The organism is Methylophilus sp. YYY-1, from assembly GCF_029132825.1.
Classification (GTDB): Bacteria; Pseudomonadota; Gammaproteobacteria; order Burkholderiales; family Methylophilaceae; genus Methylophilus; species Methylophilus glucosoxydans.
The window spans coordinates 92,442-116,367 of the sequence record NZ_WOVG01000002.1; the positions used below are offsets into that span (position 1 = coordinate 92,442).

The 23,926-nt window shown below is 49.1% G+C and carries 20 protein-coding genes; 16 read left to right on the forward strand and 4 right to left on the reverse strand.

The features are described 5' to 3' along the window. The first annotated feature begins 79 nt into the window (after positions 1–79). Complete coding sequence (locus GOC95_RS07040; RefSeq protein WP_194749709.1) at positions 80–2,056, forward strand: cation:proton antiporter; 1,977 nt, start codon at positions 80–82, stop codon at positions 2,054–2,056. A 73-nt stretch (positions 2,057–2,129) separates the two neighbouring features. After that, positions 2,130–3,140, forward strand: a complete 1,011-nt coding sequence (locus GOC95_RS07045) for an FAD-dependent oxidoreductase (protein WP_275356463.1) — start codon at positions 2,130–2,132, stop codon at positions 3,138–3,140. Between the two features lie 765 nt (positions 3,141–3,905). On the opposite strand, the gene moaC is transcribed toward GOC95_RS07045, so the two are convergent. Continuing rightward, complete coding sequence (moaC, locus tag GOC95_RS07050; protein ID WP_275356464.1) at positions 3,906–4,394, reverse strand: cyclic pyranopterin monophosphate synthase MoaC; 489 nt, start codon at positions 4,392–4,394, stop codon at positions 3,906–3,908. Between the two features lie 127 nt (positions 4,395–4,521). Here moaC and GOC95_RS07055 point away from each other — a divergent pair, with 127 nt between their 5' ends. The 4 genes from GOC95_RS07055 (at position 4,522) to ahpF (ending at position 9,369) form a co-directional block, all read left to right on the forward strand. Next, positions 4,522–6,081, forward strand: coding sequence for a M48 family metalloprotease (locus GOC95_RS07055; RefSeq protein ID WP_275356465.1), 1,560 nt, complete (start codon positions 4,522–4,524; stop codon positions 6,079–6,081). Positions 6,082–6,090: 9 nt separating this feature from the next. Further along, the gene (gene soxZ / locus GOC95_RS07060) at positions 6,091–6,897 is read left to right on the forward strand and encodes a thiosulfate oxidation carrier complex protein SoxZ (RefSeq protein ID WP_194749791.1); all 807 of its coding nucleotides are present in this window, start codon (positions 6,091–6,093) and stop codon (positions 6,895–6,897) included. 153 nt (positions 6,898–7,050) lie between these two features. Then, positions 7,051–7,614 (forward strand): alkyl hydroperoxide reductase subunit C, encoded by a 564-nt coding sequence (gene ahpC / locus GOC95_RS07065; protein WP_018987528.1) that lies wholly within the window; start codon positions 7,051–7,053, stop codon positions 7,612–7,614. A 189-nt stretch (positions 7,615–7,803) separates the two neighbouring features. Beyond that, on the forward strand, positions 7,804–9,369 hold the full coding sequence (gene ahpF / locus GOC95_RS07070) for an alkyl hydroperoxide reductase subunit F (protein ID WP_275356466.1): 1,566 nt from the start codon (positions 7,804–7,806) through the stop codon (positions 9,367–9,369). Between the two features lie 66 nt (positions 9,370–9,435). Here ahpF and GOC95_RS07075 read toward each other — a convergent pair whose 3' ends face one another. Then, positions 9,436–11,067, reverse strand: coding sequence for an NAD(P)/FAD-dependent oxidoreductase (locus tag GOC95_RS07075; protein ID WP_275356467.1), 1,632 nt, complete (start codon positions 11,065–11,067; stop codon positions 9,436–9,438). Between the two features lie 184 nt (positions 11,068–11,251). Here GOC95_RS07075 and GOC95_RS07080 point away from each other — a divergent pair, with 184 nt between their 5' ends. Then, on the forward strand, positions 11,252–12,346 hold the full coding sequence (locus GOC95_RS07080) for a diguanylate cyclase (RefSeq protein WP_275356468.1): 1,095 nt from the start codon (positions 11,252–11,254) through the stop codon (positions 12,344–12,346). A gap of 36 nt (positions 12,347–12,382) precedes the next feature. Here the strand turns inward: GOC95_RS07080 and GOC95_RS07085 are convergent, their stop codons facing one another. Next, positions 12,383–12,988 carry a DnaA/Hda family protein gene (locus GOC95_RS07085; protein ID WP_275356469.1) on the reverse strand — a complete coding sequence of 202 codons (606 nt, stop codon included), beginning with the start codon at positions 12,986–12,988 and terminating at the stop codon, positions 12,383–12,385. Positions 12,989–13,008: 20 nt separating this feature from the next. Continuing rightward, complete coding sequence (locus GOC95_RS07090) at positions 13,009–14,139, reverse strand: AI-2E family transporter (protein WP_275356470.1); 1,131 nt, start codon at positions 14,137–14,139, stop codon at positions 13,009–13,011. 170 nt (positions 14,140–14,309) lie between these two features. Here GOC95_RS07090 and purM point away from each other — a divergent pair, with 170 nt between their 5' ends. The 9 genes from purM to gmd all read left to right on the forward strand — a co-directional run bounded on the left by purM (position 14,310) and on the right by gmd (position 23,742). Continuing rightward, on the forward strand, positions 14,310–15,359 hold the full coding sequence (gene purM / locus GOC95_RS07095) for a phosphoribosylformylglycinamidine cyclo-ligase (protein WP_275356796.1): 1,050 nt from the start codon (positions 14,310–14,312) through the stop codon (positions 15,357–15,359). Then, positions 15,359–16,060, forward strand: a complete 702-nt coding sequence (locus tag GOC95_RS07100; protein WP_275356471.1) for a DUF3108 domain-containing protein — start codon at positions 15,359–15,361, stop codon at positions 16,058–16,060. The genes purM and GOC95_RS07100 overlap by 1 nt, the downstream gene beginning before the upstream one ends. Positions 16,061–16,085: 25 nt before the next feature. Next, a complete protein-coding gene (locus GOC95_RS07105) occupies positions 16,086–17,180 on the forward strand; it encodes a DUF3108 domain-containing protein (protein ID WP_194749798.1) in 1,095 nt (364 codons plus the stop codon). A 39-nt stretch (positions 17,181–17,219) separates the two neighbouring features. Continuing rightward, positions 17,220–18,494, forward strand: a complete 1,275-nt coding sequence (locus GOC95_RS07110; RefSeq protein WP_275356472.1) for an RsmB/NOP family class I SAM-dependent RNA methyltransferase — start codon at positions 17,220–17,222, stop codon at positions 18,492–18,494. Between the two features lie 190 nt (positions 18,495–18,684). Then, entirely contained in the window at positions 18,685–19,650 is a 966-nt protein-coding gene (locus GOC95_RS07115) for a GDP-L-fucose synthase (RefSeq protein ID WP_275356473.1), read from the forward strand. Positions 19,651–19,697: 47 nt separating this feature from the next. Continuing rightward, positions 19,698–20,903 carry a glycosyltransferase gene (locus GOC95_RS07120; RefSeq protein ID WP_275356474.1) on the forward strand — a complete coding sequence of 402 codons (1,206 nt, stop codon included), beginning with the start codon at positions 19,698–19,700 and terminating at the stop codon, positions 20,901–20,903. Next, positions 20,896–21,729, forward strand: coding sequence for an ABC transporter permease (locus tag GOC95_RS07125; protein ID WP_275356475.1), 834 nt, complete (start codon positions 20,896–20,898; stop codon positions 21,727–21,729). Before GOC95_RS07120 ends, GOC95_RS07125 begins: the two co-directional genes overlap by 8 nt. A 1-nt stretch (position 21,730) precedes the next feature. Further along, positions 21,731–22,438: an ABC transporter ATP-binding protein gene (locus GOC95_RS07130; RefSeq protein ID WP_275356476.1), complete on the forward strand. Its 708-nt coding sequence runs from the start codon at positions 21,731–21,733 to the stop codon at positions 22,436–22,438. A 188-nt stretch (positions 22,439–22,626) separates the two neighbouring features. Next, a complete protein-coding gene (gmd, locus tag GOC95_RS07135) occupies positions 22,627–23,742 on the forward strand; it encodes a GDP-mannose 4,6-dehydratase (protein ID WP_275356477.1) in 1,116 nt (371 codons plus the stop codon). Positions 23,743–23,926: the final 184 nt, after the last annotated feature.

The window sequence follows — 23,926 nt, forward strand, 5'->3', positions numbered from 1 at the left end:
GACCTTGACCCTTCAGCGCTGGCTGATGGCGATCAAACCCCTGTTTGACCGGCTTGGTATAAATGCGTTAGAGCTTTGCATGTTTGATTCCCTGATACATCTTTTATTACTGCTGACCAGCTCGGTCTTCGCCGTGGGCTTGTTCCGCATCCTCGGCTTGCCTGCCATGCTGGCCTATTTTGTCATCGGCATCGTGCTGGGCCCGCACGCCCTGGGCTTGCTGGAGGACGAAGAGTCCGGTCGCCAGGTGGCCGAGTTTGGTATCGTGTTTTTGATGTTTAGCATCGGTCTCGAGTTTAGTCTGCCTAAGCTGTATGCCATGCGAAAAACGCTGTTCGGGCTAGGGGGCGGACAGGTCGTGCTGACCTTGCTGGCTAGTCTGGTACTGGGCAAAGTGGCCGGGCTCAGCCTGACTTCTGCTTTTATCATTGGTGCGGCCATCACCATGTCCTCGACCGCGATTGTGTCCAAAATTCTGATGGAGCGTGTAGACCTTAACTCCAGACATGGTCGTCTCAGTATCGGCGTGCTGCTTTTCCAGGATCTGGCCGTGATTCCGATTCTGGTGTTGATCCAGACGCTAGGCTCGCATAGCGACAATTGGCTGGATGTGTTGGGGCTGACGCTGTTCAAGTCGTCTGTACTGCTGTTTTTACTGTTCAAGTTCGGGAAAAACATCCTTAACTTCTGGTTTGAGCTGGTGGCCAAACAGCGCTCACGCGAGTTGTTTGTGCTCAATGTGCTGATGGTCACCCTGCTGATGGCGGCAGCCACCAACTATGTCGGCTTGTCCTTTGCGCTGGGGGCCTTTGTCGCCGGGATGCTGATTTCCGAGACCAAATACCGTTATCAGGTTGAATCAGATATTGCGCCTTTCCGCGATATCTTGCTGGGTCTGTTTTTTATCAGCGTCGGCATGCTGCTCGACGTTTCCGTATTGATCAATCATATTGTATTGATTGTTTTCCTGTTAGCCCTGTTCCTGGTGTTCAAGATTGGCCTGATTGCCTTTTTAACCAAGTTGTATGGCTTTGAGATGGGCGTGGGTGTCCGTACCGGCATTATTCTTGGCCAGGCGGGGGAGTTCAGTTTTGTGGTGCTGGCCCTGGGCTTGCAAACGCATTTGATTGACGGCGAGTCCCTACAGCTGGTGCTGTCCGTGGCAGTTCTTTCTATGCTAGTGGCGCCGTTCATTATTCAATATAACGGCAGGATTGCGCGCAAACTGGTCAAGAGTTATACGCGTAATAGCTACAAGGTGGTGGAGACTATTCAGGAGCACAGCCTCGATTTGCGCGATCATGTCATCATCTGCGGCTATGGTCGCAGTGGCCAGTATCTGGGCCGCTTTTTGCGCGAAGAAAATATCCCCTATGTGGCACTGGATATGGATGCCAGCCGCGTTCAGGAAGCCGCCGCCGCCGGTGAAAATGTGATTTACGGCGATGCAGGCCGCCGCTCTGTGCTTGAGGCGGCCGGGCTGGCCAGGGCCAAAGCGGTGATTGTCAGCTATGCCGAAACGCGTGGCACCATGAAGGTGCTGCATGTAATCCAGGAAAAATATCCAACCTTGCCCGTGATTGTGCGCACCCATGATGACAGTGAAATGGATTTGCTGCGAGATGCCGGGGCGGCAGAAGTGGTGCCGGAAATTCTGGAGGGTAGCCTCATGCTGGCCTCGCATGCACTGGTCACGCTGGGGATTCCGCTTAACCGCGTGGTCAAACGTATCCGTCTGTTCCGCGAAGAGCGGTACAAAATGTTCAAAGGTTACTTCCGTGGCGTGAGCGATGCGGATACGACCACCGCCGCCCTGCCACAACTGCATTCGGTCGAGATGTATAAAAACTTTTATGCGCATGGTTTGCGCTTGGACCATATCCCGTTTGAGGATTTTGCGGTCGAGGTCAAACAGCTCCGGCGCACCAATATGCCAGAACCGATTGCACCCAGACCGGATATTATTCTCAACGAAGGCGATATTCTGGTCCTGCTCGGCAGCAATGCCGCCCTCATCGCGATGGAAGTCTATTTGATTTCTGGCCGTAAACCGTAAGACAATAGAGGCCTGAGGCCCTGACTGTTGCAGCTCGGGGCCTCAGGCTTTTTCATTTTAAATACCGGGTCTTATGGCAAACACTTCAGTGGTCGTGGTCGGCGGTGGCATCGTAGGCTGCCTCACTGCCATGCAGTTAAAGAAACAAGGGCACACCGTCACGCTGGTTGAGCGCAATATCGTCGCGGCCCAAACATCAGGCGAATCTTCGTGGGCTGGGGCGGGCATCGCTTTTCCGCTGTTGCCCTGGTTTTATCAGGAGATTGTCAACGAGCTGGCGCTGGCTGGTGCGCGCGCCTATCCAGCCGTCAGTGCGGAGCTCTTTGCCGAAACCGGTATAGACCCCGAATGCACGCGTAGCGGCATGCTGATCCAGCCACCGTTTGACCAGCAAGCAGCCCTGGACTGGTGCCAGCGCTATGGACTGCAAGCAGAGTTGCAAGGAGATAACCTGCTGATTCCAGAAGTGGTGCAAATCCGTAACCCGCGCCTGCTACAATCGCTCAAAGCCTGGTTGATCAAGCATGGCGTCACTCTGCGCGAACAAACACAACTCATGCCCTTGCAAGAGGGCGCCTCCGCCATCCACACCTGGCAAACCACAACAGGCGAAACCTTGTCTGCCGACCATTTTGTCGTCACCTCCGGCGCCTGGAGTTTTGAGCTACTCAAACAAACCGCGCTGAGTCTGGAGATCAAGCCCATGCGCGGGCAAATGCTGTTGTATCAGATGTCCCCTGGCCTGCTACCGCATATTATTTACCGTGAAGGTTTTTACATGCTGCAACGTCGGGATGGTCACTTACTAGCCGGCAGTAGTCTGGAAGATGTCGGTTTTGATACCGGGGTGACTGAAAGCATGCGTCTTGAAATGCTGCAAAAAGCCGAGGCGATTCTGCCAGCCCTGCGAGGGCAATCAGTGATCAAACACTGGAGTGGCTTGCGCCCCGGCACGCCGCACAATATCCCGACGATAGGCCGTCATCCAAACATTGAAAATCTGTATTTGAATACCGGTCATTTTCGCTATGGCGTCACCATGGCGCCAGAATGTGCGCGGCGGATTGCGGCATTGTTGGCTTAAGTAAAGAAGGTAATTCTTTAACTTTTTGGTAACAGTGGGTCTGCTTCGGCATACTAACCAACTTTCCTTTTCGCCTTTAGGCGAGTTACTTTTCTTTGCTTGCACTCAAAGATAAAGTAAGCAGAAAAAAGTGCACCCCAGCTTCCGCTTGTTTGCTGTGCTACTCGGCTTGCCGAGCGGCCATCGAAACTTGCCCTGGCGGCTTGCACAAGACGCAAGCCACTGCGGATCTCGGACAGCCGATGGCCGAGTACTCCCGCCAACCATGCGTTGCTTGGTGCGTCAGATGGGCCCCCCGAAAACCATGCAACTGCAAGCGTCCATGAATTAAAAAAGAATTACTTTTTGAACGGTCCAAATTTCAACAGTGTGACTTTGACGGGATAAATCCCATCGCGCTGAGTAGCGGAAACAAAGTAAGGAAGAAGGGAGCGACTGTCTGAGCTCCGCGGCAAAGATGCTAAGGCGAGGTTCGTGACCGCTTACTTGTTGATCACTAAGACTGCAAAGCAGTCTGTTACGGTGTAGGCTAACTCGCGTAGCGATGTTAAGCATAGCAACCGTAGCCAACAATGCAAGGCAACAGTGAGGCCGTGATGGCTGGGTGCCCTCTTCTTTGGCTTCGGTCGCCACTGCGTGGCTTAACCTAAAGGTTAGCCTTCGCCGCAACACTGCGTTAGTTGTGGTGACTTTCTGTGGGGAAAGCAACAGAAAGTAACTTGACGAGAGGCGAAAGGAAATGTTTAGTGTGGTAACTTGTGTTGCTTAGTCCGCCAGCCAATCCCCACTTTTCCCACCATGCTTCTCGAGCACCCGAACACTTTGTATTGTCATGCCTCTATCAATGGCTTTGCACATATCGTAAATCGTTAACAGGCCAACCTGTACAGCAGTCAAGGCTTCCATTTCCACCCCGGTTTGCCCGGTGGTCTCACATTGCACTCGGCAAGTAATACTGTGTTGCGTTTCATTCGCCATAAAACTGACATCTACGCGGCTTAGGCTAAGCGGGTGGCAGAGCGGTATGAGATCGCTGGTTTTTTTGCTGGCCTGGATCGCGGCAATGCGGGCAATGCCGAGGACGTCGCCTTTTTTGGCGGTGCCTTGCAGGATGGTTTGCAGCGTGGCTGCCTGCATTTGAATCTTGCCTTCAGCGATGGCGATGCGTTTGGTGTGTGCTTTGTCACCGATATCGACCATATGGGCATGGCCTTGGGCGTTAAAGTGGGTGAGTCCGTTGTTGGCAGTTGACATAAGTGGTCTTGAGCTCAGTTCTAGTGAAATCAGTGCGAGTGAAAAAGGATGAACTCGGGCAGTGAAGTCGTTATCATAACAAGTTTGGGTCTTTAGCACAGGGCACATGCGTTTTAAACCACTCCACATGGCATTTCAATCTGGCAATCTGCGTACACGTTGGGCGCGGCTGTTGCGCGGGTTGTGTTTGTGCGCACTGTTCATTGTGCCCGAGGCGTCCTTGTTGGCGAATAACTCGACTGGTATTTTTTCTGGCAAGCCTTATGAGCCTGGTGATCTGGATGTCACCCTGCCTGCCGATTCATCTAACCAGCTGCCTGAGTTGGGTGACGCCTCACAAACCGTATTGTCATTGCGCGATGAAGAAAAAATTGCGCACCAGATTTTAAAGCAAGTCGCTACCGATGAAGATGTGTTCGATGATGCCGAGGTGACTGATTACCTGCAGGCACTGGGCACGCGGCTGGGGGCAAGTAGCCCGGACCGCGCTCAAAAGTTTTATTTTTTTGTGGTACAGGACAAGTCGATTAACGCTTTTGCCATGCCGGGCGGGGTCATTGGCGTCCATACCGGTTTATTCATTGCGGCCAACAGTGAGTCTGAGTTGGCCAGTGTGCTGGGGCACGAAATCGGCCATGTCACGCAGCATCACCTGGCGCGTATGCTTGCCTCTCAAAAGTACGATATGTTCAAAAATATCGCTGCGACGGCCCTGGCATTGCTGGTGGCACGCTCTAACCCGCAAGTGGGCATGGGCGCGATGACTGCGGCCTCTGCTGCCGGGATACAAAAGCAGCTGGATTACACGCGTGAGCACGAGCGCGAAGCAGATCGGGTCGGCTTGACCATTTTGCAGGATGCAGGCTTTGATGTGCGCGCCATGCCGGCCTTTTTTACCACCATGCAGCGGGCGACGCGCTTTTCGGATGGCAATATGCCCAGCTATTTGCGTACCCACCCGCTGACCAGCGAGCGGATTGCCGATATAGGCAACCGTGTACAAAACCTGCCTTATAAGCAGGTGAATGAAAGTCTGCCCTTTTTTATGATGCGGGCAAAAATCCGGGCTTTTCAAGGCGCGCCCCAGCAAATGGTAGAAGAGTTTCAGAACAATATTAACGAGGGCCGCTACCAGAATGAGCTGGCTGAACACTATGGCCTGGCTTACGCCTGGCTGCGTGTCAATCAGCCGCAAAAAGCACAGGCCGAGGTCGACTGGCTGGTTAAGCATGGCCTTTCCAGCCCTTATCTGGTGACCCTGCAAGGCTTGACCCTGGCCAAGTCGGGGCAGGTGGCACAGGCGCAAAACCGTTTTGTTCAGGGCTTGCAGCAATATCCGCAACATCGTGCGCTGGCGCAAGGCGAGGCTGAGTTATTGATCCGCAGCAATCAGTGGGCGCCGGCAGTCAGTTTTATCCAGAAACAGCTTGAGGCCTTCCCTGAGGACCCAAAACTGTATGACTGGCTGGCTGCCGCATATCAGGGCCAGGACAAACAGATGTTGCGGCATCAGGCGCTAGGGGAGTCTTATGTGCGCAAGTATGATTTGCCGCGGGCGATTGAGCAGTTTGAAATTGCCAGCAAGGCCAAGGATGGCGATTTTTACCTGCAATCCAAAGTCGAGGCCAGATTGAAAGCGCTCAGGGTGCAGCTCAAGCTGGAACAAGGGGATGACAAAAATGGATAGGAGGGCAGGATGGACAGACGTCGCTGGTTAAAAAACAGTGTGCTGCTGGCAGCGCTACCATTGTGGATCATCGCCCGCAAAGTGCAAGCGGCCACCTGGTTTGCTTCTGCCTTTGAGGCCAAGCAAACGGCACAAGTGTTGGCTGCGCTCAAAGCCACCGCGGTGCCTGTCGCCAGTGATCTCAGTATTGACGCACCGCAAAAAGCTGAAAACGGCGCCGTGGTGCAAATTGAGCTGAGCAGCACGCAGGCGGCGGGCAAACTGCGTAGTTTGCGCTTGCTGGCAGATGCCAATCCCACTCCCTTGATTGCGAGTTTTGAGTTAGGCAAGCAGGTATTGCCGAGGCTGGTGACACGCGTCAAGCTCGCGCAATCGGGGGAGGTGATCGCGTTGGCAGAACAGGGGAGTGGCCAGTTTGTGCAGCAGCGGCGTCAGGTGATCGTGCTCGAAGATGGTTGTGCCAGCAGCGAACGTGAAGAGCCGTTTGCCAGTAGCATGAAAATGCGAGCCCGCATGCTGGAGAGCAGCCCGCTGGGGAACCATGTCACTGAACTTAAAATCATTATTGTGCATCCCATGCGTACGGGTCGTAGCAAAAATGAAGATGGCCAGTTAATGCCCGCGCACTTTATGCAACTGATGCAAGTGGTGATGAATGGGCAGGTGATTGTAGATGCCCAGACGGGCACCGCGATTGCACGCAATCCCTATTTCACCTTTTATATACAGGATGCCAAGGTCGGCGATGTGATTACGGTAAACTGGCAGGATAACCGTGGCCTTGAAGGGCATGGACAAGTTACGGTGGCTGTATAGTTTGATAAAAATAATTTATTGATAAAATTAAAATAATCAATTTTACATATTGAATGTGTGTGTCTACAATGCACTCATTCGCTGTTGAAATGCAGCAATATTTAATGAAGTCTGTTTAATTAACCCACGTTCTAAATCATAAAGGAGAACTACATGTCATTGATTAACACACAAGTACAACCATTCAAGGCGCAAGCTTTTCACAACGGTAAATTTATCGAAGTGACTGACGAGTCTTTGAAAGGCAAATGGTCTGTGTTGATTTTCATGCCAGCAGCGTTCACTTTCAACTGCCCAACCGAAGTTGAAGATGCAGCTGACAATTATGCGGAATTCCAGAAGGCTGGTGCTGAAGTGTACATCGTGACCACCGATACCCACTTCTCCCACAAGGTTTGGCACGAGACTTCACCAGCCGTAGGCAAGGCGAAATTCCCATTGGTTGGCGATCCAACTCACCAATTAACCCGTGCATTTGACGTGCATATTGATGAAGAAGGTTTGGCATTGCGTGGTACCTTCGTGATCAACCCAGACGGCGTGATCAAGACTGTTGAAGTACACAGCAACGAAATTGCCCGTGATGTGAAAGAAACGCTGCGCAAATTGAAGGCTGCACAATATACGGCTGCTAACCCAGGCCAGGTGTGCCCAGCCAAGTGGAACGAAGGTGCAAAAACCTTGACGCCATCTTTGGACTTGGTAGGCAAGATCTAATCTCGCTGAGATTGGTATGAGCAACGCCCTGCGCAAGCAGGGCGCTCAGGAAAAGTCACTGAGTGGATGTGTTGTCACTGTGGTTTTTCCTGAGCGAGTTTCCCCCAACCATTTTTGATTGCCATGCGTGATGGCCACGGCGTGTTGTTGCCTGAAGAAATGCACCAGCCGTGATTTTGGAGAATGAATATGTTAGATGACACCTTAAAAACCCAACTGCAGACTTACCTTGGCATGTTGCGCCAACCTATCCGTTTGATTGCTTCGCTGGATGGGAGTGAGCGTGCCGCAGAAATGCGTGAACTGTTGCAAGAAATTGCCGCTTTGTCAGACAAGGTTAGCCTGGACGAGACTGGCGATGATGCACGCAAACCGTCATTCGTGATTGCCAAAGAAGGCGAAACCCATGGTGTGCGCTTTGCGGCGATTCCGTTAGGCCATGAATTCACCTCCTTGGTGCTGGCCTTATTGTGGACCGGTGGCCATCCGCCTAAGGTTGAACAGGATGTACTTGACCAGATCAAGGCGCTGGATAGCGATTTGAATTTTGAAGTGTATATGAGCTTGTCTTGCCATAACTGCCCAGACGTCGTGCAGGCAACCACGCTGATGACCGTGTTCAACCCACGCATCAAGACCACCGTGATTGACGGCGCGCTGTTTCAGGACGAAGTCAACGAGCGCAACATCATGGCGGTACCCGCCACTTTCCTCAATGGCGAGATGTTTGCCTCAGGCCGTACGCTGGTCGAAGAAATTCTGGCCAAGGTGGATACGGGCGTTGTTGCCAGAGAGGCCGAAAAGCTCAACGCTAAAGAAGCGTTTGATGTGCTGGTGGTTGGCGGTGGCCCGGCGGGTGCTTCAGCAGCAATTTATGCAGCCCGTAAAGGCATACGCACGGGCATCGTCGCTGAGCGCTTTGGTGGCCAGGTTAACGACACCCTGGCGATTGAAAACTTTATTTCAGTCAAAGAGACAGAGGGCCCTAAACTGGTCGCGGCGCTTGAAGAGCACGTGAAAACCTACGACGTGGATATCATGCCATTGCAACGTGCCGTTGGATTGGCCGAGCCTAGCAAAACCGACAGCAAACATGCTGGCTTGATTGAAGTGAAGCTCGAAAGCGGGGCGATTTTGCGCAGCAAGTCCGTGATTCTGGCCACCGGTGCACGCTGGAGAAATCTGAATGTGCCTGGCGAAGAAGCCTATAAAAACAAAGGCGTGGCCTACTGCCCACACTGCGATGGCCCGTTGTTTAAAGGCAAGCATGTCGCAGTGATTGGTGGTGGTAACTCCGGTGTGGAAGCCGCAATTGACCTTGCTGGTGTGGTTGGTCATGTCACCTTGCTGCAGTTTGATACTGAGCTGAAGGCAGATGCGGTATTGCAACGCAAATTGCGCTCACTTGAAAACGTGACGATTTTAACTAGCGCCCAAACGACCGAAATCACTGGTGACGGTACACGTGTGAATGGCCTTACTTACACCGACCGCGTCTCTGGCGAGAGCAAGCATATCGCACTGGAAGGTGTGTTTATCCAGATTGGCCTGGTCCCTAACAGTGACTGGCTAAAAGGCACCCTGGATCTGAGCAAATATGGTGAAATTGAAATTAACCACCACAATGCCACGTCGTTGCCAGGTGTGTTTGCGGCAGGGGATGTCACAACGATTCCCTACAAGCAAATCATCATTGCCATGGGTGAGGGCTCGAATGCAGCACTGGGGGCGTTTGATTACCTGATTCGTCAGTAATTGTGTTGGCAATAAAAAAAACCTGCCTCGGCAGGTTTTTTTATGTGGTCTATTTTGAAAAACTGATCAGGAAGTCAGCGACAGCGAAACGGCTTCTGCCACCTTAATCCCATCTACCGCGGCTGACAGAATGCCGCCTGCGTAGCCTGCGCCTTCACCACAGGGAAACAAGCCTTTGGTGTTGATGCTTTGCAAGGTATCGTCGGTGCGTTTGATGCGGATCGGGCTGGAGGTGCGGGTTTCCACGCCAGTGAGGACGCCATCGGCCAGGTCAAATCCGGAAACTTGTTTGGCAAAAGCCGGGATCGCTTCACGCATGGCGCTAATCGCGAATTCAGGCAATGCGGTATCCAGGTTGGTCAAGTGCACACCGGGCGTGTAAGACGGCATCACTTCACCAAATTGGGTCGAGGGGCGGTTAGCTAAAAAGTCGCCTATCAGTTGGCCGGGGGCTGAGTAATTACTGCCGCCGAGCACGTATGCCTGGCTTTCCAGCTGGCGCTGGAATTCGACACCCGCAAGTGGGTGGCCTGGGTAATCCACTTCCGGCGTGATGCCAACCACAATGCCAGCATTGGCGTTACGCTCGTTGCGGCTATATTGGCTCATGCCATTGGTCACCACGCGGTTGGGTTCTGAGGTGGCGGCAACGACCGTGCCGCCCGGGCACATGCAAAAACTATACACACTACGGCCATTTTGCGCGTGATGCACCAGCCGGTAATCAGCTGCGCCCAGTTTTTTAAGGATATCGTCGCTATAGCTTTTGCCATAGCGCGCGCGATCTATCAGGCTTTGTGGGTGTTCAATGCGGAAGCCAATCGAGAACGGCTTGGCTTCAACATACACGCCTCTTTCATAGACCATCTCAAACGTGTCACGCGCGCTGTGACCGACGGCGAGCACCAGATGATTGGTCGGGATAAACTCACCGCTATGCAGAGTGACGCCCTGTACCTGCTCGTTCTCAATGGCAATATCGGTTACCCGACTTTCAAAGCGGATCTCGCCCCCCAGGCTGATAATGGTATTGCGCATTTCTTCAACCATGCCGACCAGCCTGAAAGTTCCGATGTGCGGATGGCTGACGTAAAGAATTTCTTCTGGCGCCCCGGCCTTGACGAATTCCTGCAAGACCTTGCGGCCGTAATGTTTGGGATCCTTGATTTGGCTGTAGAGTTTGCCATCCGAGAACGTGCCCGCTCCGCCTTCACCAAACTGCACGTTGGATTCAGGGTTTAATGTGCGTTTGCGCCAGAGTCCCCAGGTGTCTTGGGTCCGTTTGCGCACTTCTTTGCCGCGTTCGAGCACAATCGGATTGAAGCCGGCTTGGGCGAGAATCAGCGCGGCAAAAATCCCGGCTGGACCAAATCCCACCACAACAGGCCGGTGTGTCTTGTTCTGACTGGATTGTGCGACAAAGTGGTAGCTGGTATCCGGTGCCGGTTTGATGTGCGGGTCTTTTTTAAACCGTGCCAGTATTTTGGCTTCGTTTTTGACCTCGACATCCAGGTTGTACACATACAATATGGCATGTGACTTGCGTGCATCCACGCCGCGCTTAAAGATCTCAAAGCGGATCAGTTCGCTTTCGGGGATTTCAAGGCGTCTGATCAGCGCCGCCTTGATTTGGTCATCCTGGTGTTTGAGCGTATCTGCAAGCTCAATCGGTAGTTTGATTTCTGTGATTCTGAGCATAATGGGATAGTGGTTATCTATCAAAAGGCTATTTTATTCTATTCGGTAAGGCTTTATCATCAATTAGTTGGAAATTTTCCCTAAAAAATATGTGAGATTGTGACGATATAAAGTCTGTATGTTTAATTACAAGCGACGAATACTTATCCCACTAATCATTGCGGCTGCATTATTGTGCATCTCAATGGCGGGGTTGTTTGTTGCCATGTATCAGCTCGTTGATTACTCAGAGCAAAAAGATCTGGTAGACAGGCAGCGCTACCAGGTGGTGACCTTGGGTAAGGCGATCACCAATGCCGAAAGTGGGCAGCGCGGTTATTTGCTCACTGGGCACACCTTGTTTTTGGATGCGCTGGAACAAGGACGTGATGAAGCCTCTAAAGTCATCGCACAGCTAGAAAATAGTTTGGCAATAGACTGTGCTGCGCGTCCCTTGTTAAATAAAATCAAACAGTTGGTGCAACAAAAATTTAATGTCATGGATAAAAGCGTGCAGGTACAGATGCATGCGGGTGAATATGCGCCACATCTTTCATTAAGCAGAGATCGCGGGCGTGAATTGATGAAGTTGATTGATGGGCATATGGCGCAGATTGACGAGCAACTGGTATTACAGCGTCAAGGCTTTGAGCAAGCGATCCGCAATCGTATCCTGGCTTCAGTCACGGTGGCGATTCTATTGAGTATTGTCATTATCAGCGTCTTGGTCTTTTCTTACCGCAGTACCACCCTTTTGCTGGAACAGGTCATGGAAAATCAGGCCGTAGCTAAACAGCTTAGCCATCAGGCGGATCACGATTTGCTCACCAGCCTGCCAAACCGCCGCAGTGTGAATGTCTATCTGGAAAGCACTTACGAAATGGCCAGGATAGGCTCCAAGCAGTTTGCTGTCTTTTTTATGGATCTGGACGGGTTTAAACGGGTGAACGATGCCTATGGACATGATGTGGGCGATGCCTTGCTAATTGAAGTGGCAAATATGTTTAAGAAAGTGCTGAGACAGTCTGACTTTCTGGCCCGTCAGGGCGGAGACGAGTTTGTATTGGTGGTGAGCAACTACTTACATCGGCTGGAATTGACGCAGCTCGCGCAGCGCTTGATCCACTTGTTTGCGCAACCCGTGGTTGTGCGCGGGATTCCATTGGAAATCGGGGTGAGTATCGGCATTGCCGAATACCCGCATCATGGCAAAAACGTGAAACAGTTGTTGCATGTGGCAGATAAAGCCATGTACGACTCCAAGAAAAATGGCAAGAATCGTTTCAGCTTTGGCGAGTAGGTCGATAGCTGAGTGTGGTGCCCGTCTTGTGTTTGATTACCGCGTTGTCTGCAACTGACGCATTTTTTTGAGCATGGCGACGGTGACGGGCTTTTTGGTGGTCAATGACCATTTATCCAGCGCGTCCAGCACGGCCATCAGTGTCGGCAAATCCCGGCGCAAATAGCGCAAGCAGTAAGCAATCACCTCTTCGGGTAATTTCATGCCACGCTCATGCGCATGAGCACGCAAGGCCTCCGCTTTTTCACTGTCACTCAGCGGATGTAGTTGATAAACCAAGCCCCAGGCCAGCCTGGTCGCGAGGTCATCACGCAAGCCCATCTGGGTGGGCGCATGGCTGCCAGCGGTCACCAGCATGCCGCCTTCCGCCTTGATCTGGTTAAAAGTATCAAACAAAATGATTTGCGACTCTTCATCCAGCAGGTGCACATCATCGGCAATATGCGCCCCCAGGGTCTGTGCAGCCAGCAATAAATGGCTTTTGCCACTGCCAGACTCACCCCAGAGGTAAAGAAAACGGGTGGGGGCTTGTGCGGCCAGCACGGCATGTAAGCTGGCCAGCGCCTCTTGGTTTTGGCCCACAATAAAGTTGTCAAAACCGGGCGCGGCCGGCGGCTGAATATTCAGTAGCAGTTGTTTCACGGCAGTCTTATCGCGAGGGATCACTCATCCAGGGTTTGGATCAGATTCGGCTCGCTATTCAAATAGGTTTCGCTACGCAAATAACTTTGTTTGGTATGGCGCAAGCCTACGGCAATTGCGGCACTCACCGGCAACGCCAGCAATACGCCGGCAAACCCAAATAATTGCCCACCAGCCATTAATGCGAGAATCACGATGACCGGGTGCAATCCAATGCGGTCGCCCACCAAAATAGGCGTGAGCAGAAAGCTTTCTACAAACTGGCCGACGCCAAATACCAGCAGGACCGGGACAACTTCTGGTAGCGAGGCAAACTGTAACAAGGCGAGCAAGACTGCCATCACAAAGGCCAAGGCAAAGCCCAGGTAGGGGACAAAGCTTAACAAGCCGGCAATCATGCCGATGGAGAGCGCCATATCCAGCCCCACCAGCCACAGGCCGACGCTGTAAAACACGCATAGCGACAGCATGACGGAAAGCTGGCCACGCAAGAACTCTGCGACCACGCTGTCTACGTCTTTACAGATATGCTTTACCCGCGCGATCCAGTTGCGCGGGATCAGGTTGCCGGTTTCAGCCATCATATGATCCCAGTCGCGCAGAAAATAAAACAACACCACGGGCAACAGGCAAATGTTGGCAAACATGCCAATCAGGTTAAGGCCTTTTTGCCCGGCGCTGAGCAAAAAACTCCCCAGCATACTGCCTGCGGTTTGCCAGTGCTCGCTGATCAGTTTTTGGACAACGTTGCTGTCAATATCAAGGTGGATGCCGAATTTGTCGCGTAACCAGGGCTCTACCTGCTGATGGAAGTGATCGACCACGACCGGTAAGCGTTGCGCGATTAACTGCGACTGCTGTTGCAAGAGCGGAATCAAGATCAGCAACAGACCAATCAACGCCAAAATGACGCCAGTCATCACCAGCAAAGTGGCGACGGTACGGCCAAACTGCCAGCGACCCAGGCCGGCTTCGCTCAGTTTGTCCACCATGGGGTCCAGCATATAGGCAATCACGGCAGCGGCCAGAAAAGGCGTGAGGATGGGCTCGAGCAGGTAAAAAAGGTAAATGAAAATGCCGATCAGAATCCACCAGCGATGATCACTGACAAACTGGGTAGCAATGGACTTGTGATGGTCTTGGTCTGACATGGGTAGGGCGCATGCGCGAATCCGGCGTAGGTCGAACTGGCAAGATGCGTTAAAATAATGATTATTTTAAAATTATACTGAATTTCGACGCGGTCTTACGCTTTGTTGCAAACATCTGCACATTGCCGGTAGTGCGTCACACAATTAATCGCATTGAAAGAAACGAGAGTATCTTGACGACTTCTTCTGATAAAACTTCCATTACCTACCGCGATGCCGGTGTAGACATTGAGGCGGGCGATGCCCTGGTCGAACAAATCAAGCCCTTTGCCAAGCGCACGCTGCGTCCTGAAGTCATGGGCGGGATTGGTGGCTTTGGGTCATTGTTTGCCATGCCAAAAAAATTCAAGGAGCCTGTGCTGGTTTCGGGCACCGACGGCGTGGGGACCAAGCTTAAATTGGCATTTCAGTTGAACAAGCATGACACTGTGGGTATAGACCTGGTGGCCATGAGTGTAAACGATATTCTGGTGCAAGGCGCCGAGCCGCTGTTTTTCCTCGATTACTTTGCCTGTGGCAAACTCGAAGTCGGCACTGCTGCCGCCGTGATTAAAGGCATTGCGCAAGGCTGTGAAGAGTCCGGTTGTGCGCTGGTGGGCGGTGAAACCGCTGAAATGCCTGGCATGTATCCTGCCGGTGAATATGATTTGGCTGGCTTTGCTGTTGGCTGTGTCGATAAAGCCAATATTATTGACGGTTCTACCATTCGTGCCGCTGATGTGGTGCTGGGCCTGGCTTCCAGTGGTGCGCACTCTAATGGCTACTCCTTGATCCGCAAACTGATCGAAACATCCGGGATTGATATGGAATCAGATTTCCATGGCCGCAAGTTCAAAGATGTGGTGATGGCACCGACCAAGCTGTATGTGAAGTCTATTCTCCAGTTGCTGGAAACTTTGCCAGTCAAAGGCATGGCGCATATTACGGGTGGCGGTATCACCGAAAATATCCCGCGCGTGTTGCCTGAAGGCCTGACTGCAGAAATCCAGAAAGCCAGCTGGACGTTGCCACCCTTGTTCCAATGGTTGCAGGCACAAGGCAATATCGAACCGATTGAAATGTACCGCACGTTTAACTGCGGTATTGGCATGGCCGTGATCGTGGCGGCAGAGCACGCAGACCAGGCGCAAGCTGTGCTGGCCTCCGCAGGAGAGACGGTTTACCGGATTGGTCAGATTCGCGCACAGCAAGCGGGCGAAGCCCCAACCGTGGTGGTGTAATGGCTGGCATGCAGCGCTTTTGCCGCCATCTAGCGTTCTGTCTGGCGATTGCAGGCTTCTTGGCCGCACCGTGCTTGTCGGCTGCGCCCAAGCAACTGACCGTCACCTATGATTTGTTGCAGCAAGGCGTCAGTATTGGCACCATCAAAGATCAGCTCAATGTCTCCTCAGGGCGTTACGAGATCAATTCCCTGGCGGAAGGTAAAGGCATTTACAAGCTGATGGGTGAGCGCACACTCTCCAGTCAAGGCCAGGTTATCTCGAATGCTTTACGTCCGGCACATTTTGAGTCACGCCAGTCCAAACATCCGAATAAAGCCTTGATCAGTGAGTTTGACTGGGCGAAAAAAATCCTCAATATGCAAATCAAAGACGAGCAGGAAACCGTGCCGTTGACCAAAAACGTACAGGATTTGCTAAGTGTGATGTATTGCTGGATGTGGCAGCCCCCTAAAGGTAAACAAATCAGCCTGGACGTGGCAACTGGTAAAAAACTCTCGCCCCACGCCTTTGTGATCACCGAAGAAAAAACACCGCTTGTCACCGAGGCAGGGACGTTTAATGTGATCAAACTGGCGGATACCGAGGGTGAGAAAACGTTATACCTGGCCAAAGAAAAAGGCTATCTGCCAGTCAAGCTGATTGTGCAAGATGATGGCAAACAGATGGAGCAGGTGATCACCAGCATCACCGGCCAGTGATGCCGTCAATGCTGGGAACTTAAACATGCCAGCGTCAGGGTTACGAGAAAAGATCACGCAGCATTTTTCGTGGCCGTTGTTTCTCGCTTTCTGTGTTTCTTTGTTGTTGCATGTGCTGGTGTTGAGTGAGGTCAATTGGCGGAGCTGGTTACCGGCAGAAGCGGAACAGCCAGCGCGATTGCAAGCACGTCTTGTGTTGCCAACCAAGTCCGCGCCAGTCGCTTCCAAGGTTGAGGCGCCGGCCTCTCGCCCTGCGCCTGCGGCGAAAAAGCGCTCTTCCGCGCAGCCACTTTCAGAACCGGCGACTGATCAGGGTGATCGTGTCGCGCCGGATGCTTTAAGCGAGTCATCGTCAGCAGATGTGAGCCAGTCAGGTCAGGATGCGCCTGCTGTGCCTGAGGCTGAGGCGGTGGCAGAACAAATTGCCGAGTGGCATGCCAGTGATCATCCAGAGGCAACGGACGATGAGCGGCCTGCCCCGCCATATCGGCATGTGCTGACCGAGTATGCGGTGTATGTGAATGGCGAGTCGCGCCCGGCCGGCAGTGCCAGCATTGAATATGTGCGCGAGACTGCAGAAAGTTATTCCTTACGCTGGCTGGTTGAGGGCAAGGGGCTGCTAAAATTGTTGTACCCCTCGCTTGAACAGCAAAGTCGCGGTGAAGTGGGGCCCGCTGGGCTCAGGCCTAGCTATTACCGTTATGCGTTTGGTAGCCGTGAAAGCAAAACCTATGAGGCGACCTTTAACTGGGCGATCGGTGAATTGACCCTCAAAACCAGCAAGGGTGAGCAAAAGCGCGAGTTGCCCGCCAATACGCAAGACATCCTGAGTTTTATGTATCAGTTTATGTTTGTACCGCCGCTGCAAGAAATGCGCGTGACATTAACCAATGGCCGCCGGCTGGGCGAATATGAGTATGTGTTTGAAGGTGAGGAGACGTTAGAGATTGCCGAGCAGTCTGTGTCTACCCTGCATATTGCGCACACCCGTGGTGACACAGATGAAAAAGTGGAATTATGGCTGGCCAGCGGCTATCGCTATGTGCCGGTTAAAATCAAAAAGCTCGAGAAAAACGGCATGGTGATTGAGCAAGTGGCCACGCGCTTGATCGCCGAATAACGCAAATATTGCAACTATCGTAAGTATTGAAAGAACCTGATGAACCAATCCCTGATGCGCCAGACGGCGATGCTGTTAAACGACCTGCTGAAATTTGAAAGTCCGGCCGATGCCAAGCTCGGCGAATTTTTCCGTCAGCATCGCGAGCTGGGCACCAAAGACCGTGCTTGGGTGGCTGAAACCGCCTACGGCGTCTTACGCCGCTATCGTTATTTGCGTGAAGTGAGTGTCAGCGAGCCAGATGAACAAGAAGATACACGCAAGCTCATTATCGCCTTGCTGCTTAAAATAGAGGGCAAAAGCATCCGTGACTTGGATGAGATGCTCGACGAGCGTCAAAAAGAATGGGCCGTCACCATCAAAGCGAAAAACAGTGAAGGCTTTGCGCCAGCAGTGCTGGCCGATGTGCGCGACTGGTTCTGGCAAAAACTGGTTGAACAATATGGCGAGACAGAAGCCATGACCATCTGCCGCAGCATGTTTGAGCAAGCCAGTCTGGATTTGCGCGTCAACACCATCAAGGCCAGCCGCGAAGAAGTGCTGGCCCGTATGCTGGCTGAAAACACGGTTAAAGATAATGTGATCACGCCTACGCCGTACTCCCCCGTCGGCATCCGCATGGGCTCGCGCCTCAATATCGGCAAACACATCCTGTTTACCGAAGGCAAAATCGAGGTGCAAGATGAAGGTAGCCAGTTGCTCAGCTATCTGGTTGCCCCCAAACGCGGCCAGATGGTCGCCGACTTGTGCGCAGGGGCGGGCGGCAAAACGCTGGCGCTGGGCGCATTGATGAAAAATACCGGGCGTTTATATGCCTTTGATGTCTCCGAAAAACGTCTCAACAACCTTGGCCAACGCTTAAAACGCAGCGGCCTCTCCAACCTGCAAGCGCAACTGATTAACAACGAAAACGACCTCAAACTCAAACGCCTCAACGGCAAGTTTGACCGCGTGCTGGTCGACGCCCCTTGTAGCGGTCTCGGCACCCTGCGCCGCAACCCGGATTTAAAATGGCGCCAAGCTGAAGAAGATGTGGTTGAACTGAATGTCAAACAAACCAACATCCTCGCCCGCGCCGCCAAGCTCTGCAAAGCCGGTGGCCGCGTGGTGTATGCGACCTGTAGCTTGTTACGTGAAGAGAATGAGGCCATCGCCGAAGCCTTTCTTGCCGCACACCCTGACTTCAAACTCATCCCTGCCAATGAAGTTTTAGCCCAGCAAAATATTGCGATGGATACAGGAGGCTATCTGAAATTATTGCCTCATCTGCATGGCACGGATGGTTTTTTTGCGGCGGTGTTTGAAAAGAGCTAAAAAGAAAATTGTTTCTCAAGAAGATGACTGATTGATTTGCTTAAATTTTTATTTGATGCACAAAAATGGTAAAATGGTAGATTACATTTTTTAACTTCAAAATGTTAATAGGTTTGTAACTTATTGTATGCCAGTAAGAGTGGTTTTATATGGCCTCACGTTTTGAAAATTTAACATCAGAAAATTATATATGTCCTCAAATAATCATTCTATTTTTGCAAATAAACGCATTTGGATTACTGGGCACAGGGGAATGCTAGGCTCTGCCCTTATGCGAGCTATGGCGAATGAAAACGCTATACTAATTACTGCATCAAGTGCTGATCTAGATTTACGCTGTCAAGCTGAGGTTAATGATTGGGTGCATGAGCACAAGCCGGAATTGGTTTTTCATGCAGGCGCAAAAGTTGGTGGAATTCACGCAAATGCTACATATCGTGCAGACTTTTTGAGAGACAATATTCTGATTCAAACAAATGTTATAGATGCAGCATACCGAGTAGGCGTGAAAAAACTAGTCTTTGTAGCATCAAATTGCACCTACCCCACAAAAGCACTGCAACCCATTTCAGAGGATGCTTTATTAACTGGGCCGCTTGAAGAAAACATTAGATCTTATGCAATCGCTAAGATTGCAGGTATTGAAATGTGTCGCGCATACAAAACTCAGTTCGGATGTGATTTTGTGTCTGTAATCCCCCCCAATCTTTATGGCCCAGGTGACAACTATCACCCAGAACATAATCACGTTATTGCTGGAATTATTAGGCGTGCTCATGAGGCTAAAGTGTCCGGCGATAAAGAGTTTTTGGTTTGGGGGGACGGGACCGCAAGAAGAGAAATTCTCTATATTGATGATTTGGCTAGTGCAATGAAGGTGTTGATGTCTCAAAAATCTGAACACGATATCTACAATGTCGGCTTAGGATATGATTTTTCAATTTCTGAACTGGCTCATCTTATTGTTAAGACGGTGGGTTTTGAAGGAAAAATTGTGTTTGATACATCAAAACCTAACGGGACCATGAAAAAGCTTTTAAACAGTGCAAGAATTAATAATCTGGGATGGAAGCCGGTAATTGATCCCTGTAAAGGTCTAGAACTGTCCTATTCGGATTTCAAGAGTCAGTTAGCAAGTGGTAATGGCAGACTATAATTTTTGTCCTCAAACACTCAATGTATAAATAATTCAAGGTTAAAATAATGAAGAAAAAAATGGCAATCGTGTCAAGCTACTCGGAAAGCTGTGGAAATGCAGCATTTACTAAAGTTATTCATGATAGCATCGAAAAATTTTTTCCTGAATTTGATGTGGAGGTTTTGGAGCTAGATCTAAGTCTATTGCAGTCTGTCGATTTTGGCGTGAGGCCAAAAGGTGACGAGCATATTAAATGTCTTGCTTCAAAGTTGACGGGCTTTGATATTGTGAATATTCAACTGGAGGCAGGTCTTTATGGGTCTCTTCCTAGAGATATCATTAAGAGGTTTGGCTGGTTAGTAAAGGCGAATCCTAATACATCAGTTACATTTCACTCCCCTCGATTAATCAGCACAACTCCCTCTGGTGCAAGATTGGCATTTAAGAAAATCTTAATGCTAAAAATTAAGTCTGGTTTGAAAGATTTGTTCTCAAACTTGTACTTAAATACACACCTTAAAATTAATAAGGGTCTTTTAAGAAAAGCTGTTAATGCTAATGCCAGAGTTATTGTTCATACTACCCGCGCAAAAAAACAAATTGGACATTTTTTTGATTATAAAAATATTACTCTGCATCCTCTGAAGTTGGTGCCATATGACTTCGTTCCTAACAAATCCGTTTTAAGTAATATCCGTACCAGAGCAAACTTATCAAAAGATGATGTCTTAATTGGTATGTTTGGCTACATCAGTGGCTACAAAGGGCATATGGATGCATTGGAGGCTTTAAAATTATTACCTGAAAATTACAAATTAGTGATTTTTGGTAGACAACACCCACAAACTTTGAAGTCAAACGGAAAGGTTGATGAATATCTATCAAAATTAATCAAAAATGTCCTTTCATCGAAAGAACTAAAATCTAGAGTTTTCTTTCTGGGCGAGCTAAATGATGAGGACTTTTTGAGCGTCGCATCACAAGTTGATATTTCATGGCTGCCCTATTATGAGAATGGGCAGGATGGATCCGGAATTGCTTCGATTTGTTTAGATCTGTGTCCAAGGGTGCTGTGCTCTACATCATTTGCATTTGATGAGCTGTTTAAACAAGTTCGCTATACAAATGTATCTCGATTTGACATTGGTAACATTCTGGAAATGGCTCTAAAAACTAATATGATATTAGCGGCTCCAATACCGCAAATGCCTTATGGTGATGAAGCTACATATAACATAAAGACTCAAGCTGAGGCCTACGTAAATGGTTGAGTATTCAGGCATTGCATGCTTTGGTCAGAGGTTGAAGAGCACATTAGCAATTGGTTTTAATGATATCAAGAGGGCGATTTCAAAATTAGACTTAGTTTTGTTTTTTGCATGGGGTGATACCAAAGCCAGATATAGACGAAGTGCTTTAGGTCCAATATGGATGATAATAAGTACTTCAGTTAGTGTCGCAGGTTTGGGCTTTTTATGGAGTATGCTGTTAAAGCAAGATTCCGCAACTTTTATTCCATCTCTGACTATCGGATTAGTATCTTGGCAGTTCATATCTGGCTGCATTCTTGAATCATGCTCTATCTTTGTAAGAAATTCCCACTTCATAAGAAATATTGAGAACCCATACACGCTTTTCCCATTGCAGCTTGTAGCCAAGCATCTTATAAATCTAACTCATAGTTTTATCGTGATAGTGGTCGTTCTATTTATTTTCCACCAACACATCAGTATTGGACAATTATTGTTTATTCCAGGACTAATGCTCGTTATTGCGAATTTATTATGGATAAGTATATTGTTAGGTATTTGGGGTGCTCGTTTTCGAGATATAGAACAGATTGTTTCTGCAATGATGCCAATAATTTTCTTCATAAGCCCGGTTATATACAGACCAAATTTACTGGAGGTGTCGCAACAAGCTATTGTTTGGTTGAATCCTTTTAGCTACCTATTAGCATTAATCAGAGACCCTTTAATTGGTGCATCAATCAATCCTTTTGTTTATGAGGTTGGCTGTGTTGCAGCATTAGTAGGCTGGTCGTTTGTAATTTACTCTCTGGGGAAAAATAAAGGAAGCATTTCTTTTTGGGTATAGTATGGCAAAAATAATATTTCATAACGTGTCACTTAGCTATCCAATTTATCATGCAGGTGCGATGTCTTTAAAAAGTAAACTTGTTGAGGTCAGTACAGGTGGGCGCTTATCAAAAACCAAAAAGAATTTAGTATCGGTTTCAGCGTTAGAAAATGTTAACTTTGCTCTTAACGATGGGGACTCTGTTGGTTTGATTGGGCATAATGGCGCGGGAAAAACAACGTTATTAAGAACCATGGCGGGTATTTATACGCCAACAAAAGGAAACATTATTAGAGAGGGTAAGGTATCAACAATAATAGAGCTTGGAGCAGGCTTGGACTCAGAGCTAACAGGTTATGAAAATATTTATCGTTTGGGCTTGCTACTAGGAATGTCTTTAAAAGAAATTAATGAGATATTGCCGTCCATAGAGAGTTTTACCGATCTTGGAGATTTTCTAAGTGCTCCAGTTAGAACATACTCATCGGGAATGTTAATGCGGCTTATGTTCGCGGTTACAACATCAAATCAACCTGAAATTCTTTTGGTCGATGAGATGTTCGGTACAGGTGATAAATCATTTCAGATAAAAGCAAGAGAGCGTATGGAAAGTATTGTTTCTTCTGCAAAAATTTTTGTATTTGCTTCGCATTCAGAATCATTGATTTCTCAATTTTGCAACAGAGTTTTTGAATTAAGTCACGGTCAATTGAAAGAAGTAACCTAATTCACCATATCCATGGTTGGAGATGTTTGCTCTCTCATCAGAGAAGTTTTCTTTATAAGCTCTAATGACATAGGCGCAATCGGGTTTTCAAAAGACCGTGTTGGACATCACGTTAGTCGTAAAATTTTTTATTTGCATTTTTAATGGTTTTTTGTTTATTTTAAAGTGATATAAATTTCAAGGATGGTATGAAAAAGGCTTTAATAACTGGAGTAACAGGTCAAGATGGGTCATATTTAGCTGAGTTTTTACTAGCTAAAGGTTACGAAGTACATGGTATCAAGCGACGCTCATCCCTATTCAATACTAATCGTATTGACCACATCTATGAAGATCCACATGTGTTAAATCCAAAATTGATTTTGCACTACGGAGATTTATCTGACACGTCCAATCTAATAAGAATACTCAAGCAGGTTGAACCTGATGAAGTCTATAACCTTGGGGCTCAATCGCATGTTGCCGTAAGCTTTGAGTCTCCAGAATATACTGTAGATATTGATGCAACGGGTACTTTACGATTATTGGAAGGTATAAGGTTTCTCGGGTTGGAGAAAAAGACACGCTTCTACCAAGCAAGCACATCAGAGTTGTATGGTCTTGTACAAGAAATACCACAAAAGGAAACTACTCCTTTTTATCCTCGATCACCTTACGCAGTCGCAAAGCTTTATGCTTACTGGATAACGGTGAATTATCGCGAGGCTTATGGTATTTACGCTTGTAATGGGATTTTGTTCAACCACGAGTCCCCACGCCGTGGGGAAACTTTCGTTACTAGAAAAATTACAAGAGGTTTGGCCAATATAGCTCAAGGTATTGATAATTGCTTATATATGGGAAATATTGACGCTCTTCGTGATTGGGGGCATGCTAAAGATTACGTTGAAATGCAATGGCTAATGTTACAACAGGAGGAGCCTGATGACTTTGTTATTGCCACGGGGGTGCAGTATAGTGTTCGTTCATTTATTGAGAAGTCAGCAGCTCAATTAGGCATTGAAATTCAATGGCAAGGTACTGGTGTAAATGAAGTTGGCCGAGTTGCAAAAACTGTAGGAGATAAGTCGCCCTCTGTCAAAGTGGGTGATGAAATTGTAAGGATTGATCCTAGATATTACCGCCCCAGTGAGGTTGAAACTCTACTTGGCGATCCTAGTAAAGCGAAAACAAAACTCGGGTGGGTGCCAAAGATTACTCTAGATGAAATGATTGCTGAAATGGTTGCCTTTGATTTGGATAAGGCTAAACAACATGCTTTACTCAAAAATCAGGGCTTTAAAGTTAGTGTCGGTAGAGAGTAGTTATTGCTAAACAAGTTGCTGAAGTAATCTGTGATCAGGTTACTTCTAGAAAAGGCTCTTAATTTCTCCAAATATAGACAAAGTAATTTATCAGTCATGAAACGACTTAAAAGCTTGTGTAAATAATCTTACTAAAATGAGCTACTAGAATATATTTTGTTTGGTGTAAATTACTTTAGTTAAA

What these genes read in the sequence shown, in the direction of transcription:
- GOC95_RS07100 (WP_275356471.1), top strand. Translation starts at nt 15,359, where the DNA reads ATGGCTGGCATGCAGCGCTTTTGCCGCCATCTAGCGTTCTGTCTGGCG.
- ahpF (WP_275356466.1), top strand. Translation starts at nt 7,804, where the DNA reads ATGTTAGATGACACCTTAAAAACCCAACTGCAGACTTACCTTGGCATG.
- GOC95_RS07130 (WP_275356476.1), top strand. Translation starts at nt 21,731, where the DNA reads ATGGCAAAAATAATATTTCATAACGTGTCACTTAGCTATCCAATTTAT.
- GOC95_RS07125 (WP_275356475.1), top strand. Translation starts at nt 20,896, where the DNA reads ATGGTTGAGTATTCAGGCATTGCATGCTTTGGTCAGAGGTTGAAGAGC.
- GOC95_RS07080 (WP_275356468.1), top strand. Translation starts at nt 11,252, where the DNA reads ATGGCGGGGTTGTTTGTTGCCATGTATCAGCTCGTTGATTACTCAGAG.
- GOC95_RS07055 (WP_275356465.1), top strand. Translation starts at nt 4,522, where the DNA reads ATGGCATTTCAATCTGGCAATCTGCGTACACGTTGGGCGCGGCTGTTG.
- GOC95_RS07075 (WP_275356467.1), bottom strand. Translation starts at nt 11,067, where the DNA reads ATGCTCAGAATCACAGAAATCAAACTACCGATTGAGCTTGCAGATACG.
- ahpC (WP_018987528.1), top strand. Translation starts at nt 7,051, where the DNA reads ATGTCATTGATTAACACACAAGTACAACCATTCAAGGCGCAAGCTTTT.
- GOC95_RS07045 (WP_275356463.1), top strand. Translation starts at nt 2,130, where the DNA reads ATGGCAAACACTTCAGTGGTCGTGGTCGGCGGTGGCATCGTAGGCTGC.
- GOC95_RS07105 (WP_194749798.1), top strand. Translation starts at nt 16,086, where the DNA reads ATGCCAGCGTCAGGGTTACGAGAAAAGATCACGCAGCATTTTTCGTGG.
- GOC95_RS07090 (WP_275356470.1), bottom strand. Translation starts at nt 14,139, where the DNA reads ATGTCAGACCAAGACCATCACAAGTCCATTGCTACCCAGTTTGTCAGT.
- gmd (WP_275356477.1), top strand. Translation starts at nt 22,627, where the DNA reads ATGAAAAAGGCTTTAATAACTGGAGTAACAGGTCAAGATGGGTCATAT.
- GOC95_RS07120 (WP_275356474.1), top strand. Translation starts at nt 19,698, where the DNA reads ATGAAGAAAAAAATGGCAATCGTGTCAAGCTACTCGGAAAGCTGTGGA.
- GOC95_RS07040 (WP_194749709.1), top strand. Translation starts at nt 80, where the DNA reads ATGTTTGATTCCCTGATACATCTTTTATTACTGCTGACCAGCTCGGTC.
- GOC95_RS07115 (WP_275356473.1), top strand. Translation starts at nt 18,685, where the DNA reads ATGTCCTCAAATAATCATTCTATTTTTGCAAATAAACGCATTTGGATT.
- GOC95_RS07110 (WP_275356472.1), top strand. Translation starts at nt 17,220, where the DNA reads ATGAACCAATCCCTGATGCGCCAGACGGCGATGCTGTTAAACGACCTG.
- soxZ (WP_194749791.1), top strand. Translation starts at nt 6,091, where the DNA reads ATGGACAGACGTCGCTGGTTAAAAAACAGTGTGCTGCTGGCAGCGCTA.
- moaC (WP_275356464.1), bottom strand. Translation starts at nt 4,394, where the DNA reads ATGTCAACTGCCAACAACGGACTCACCCACTTTAACGCCCAAGGCCAT.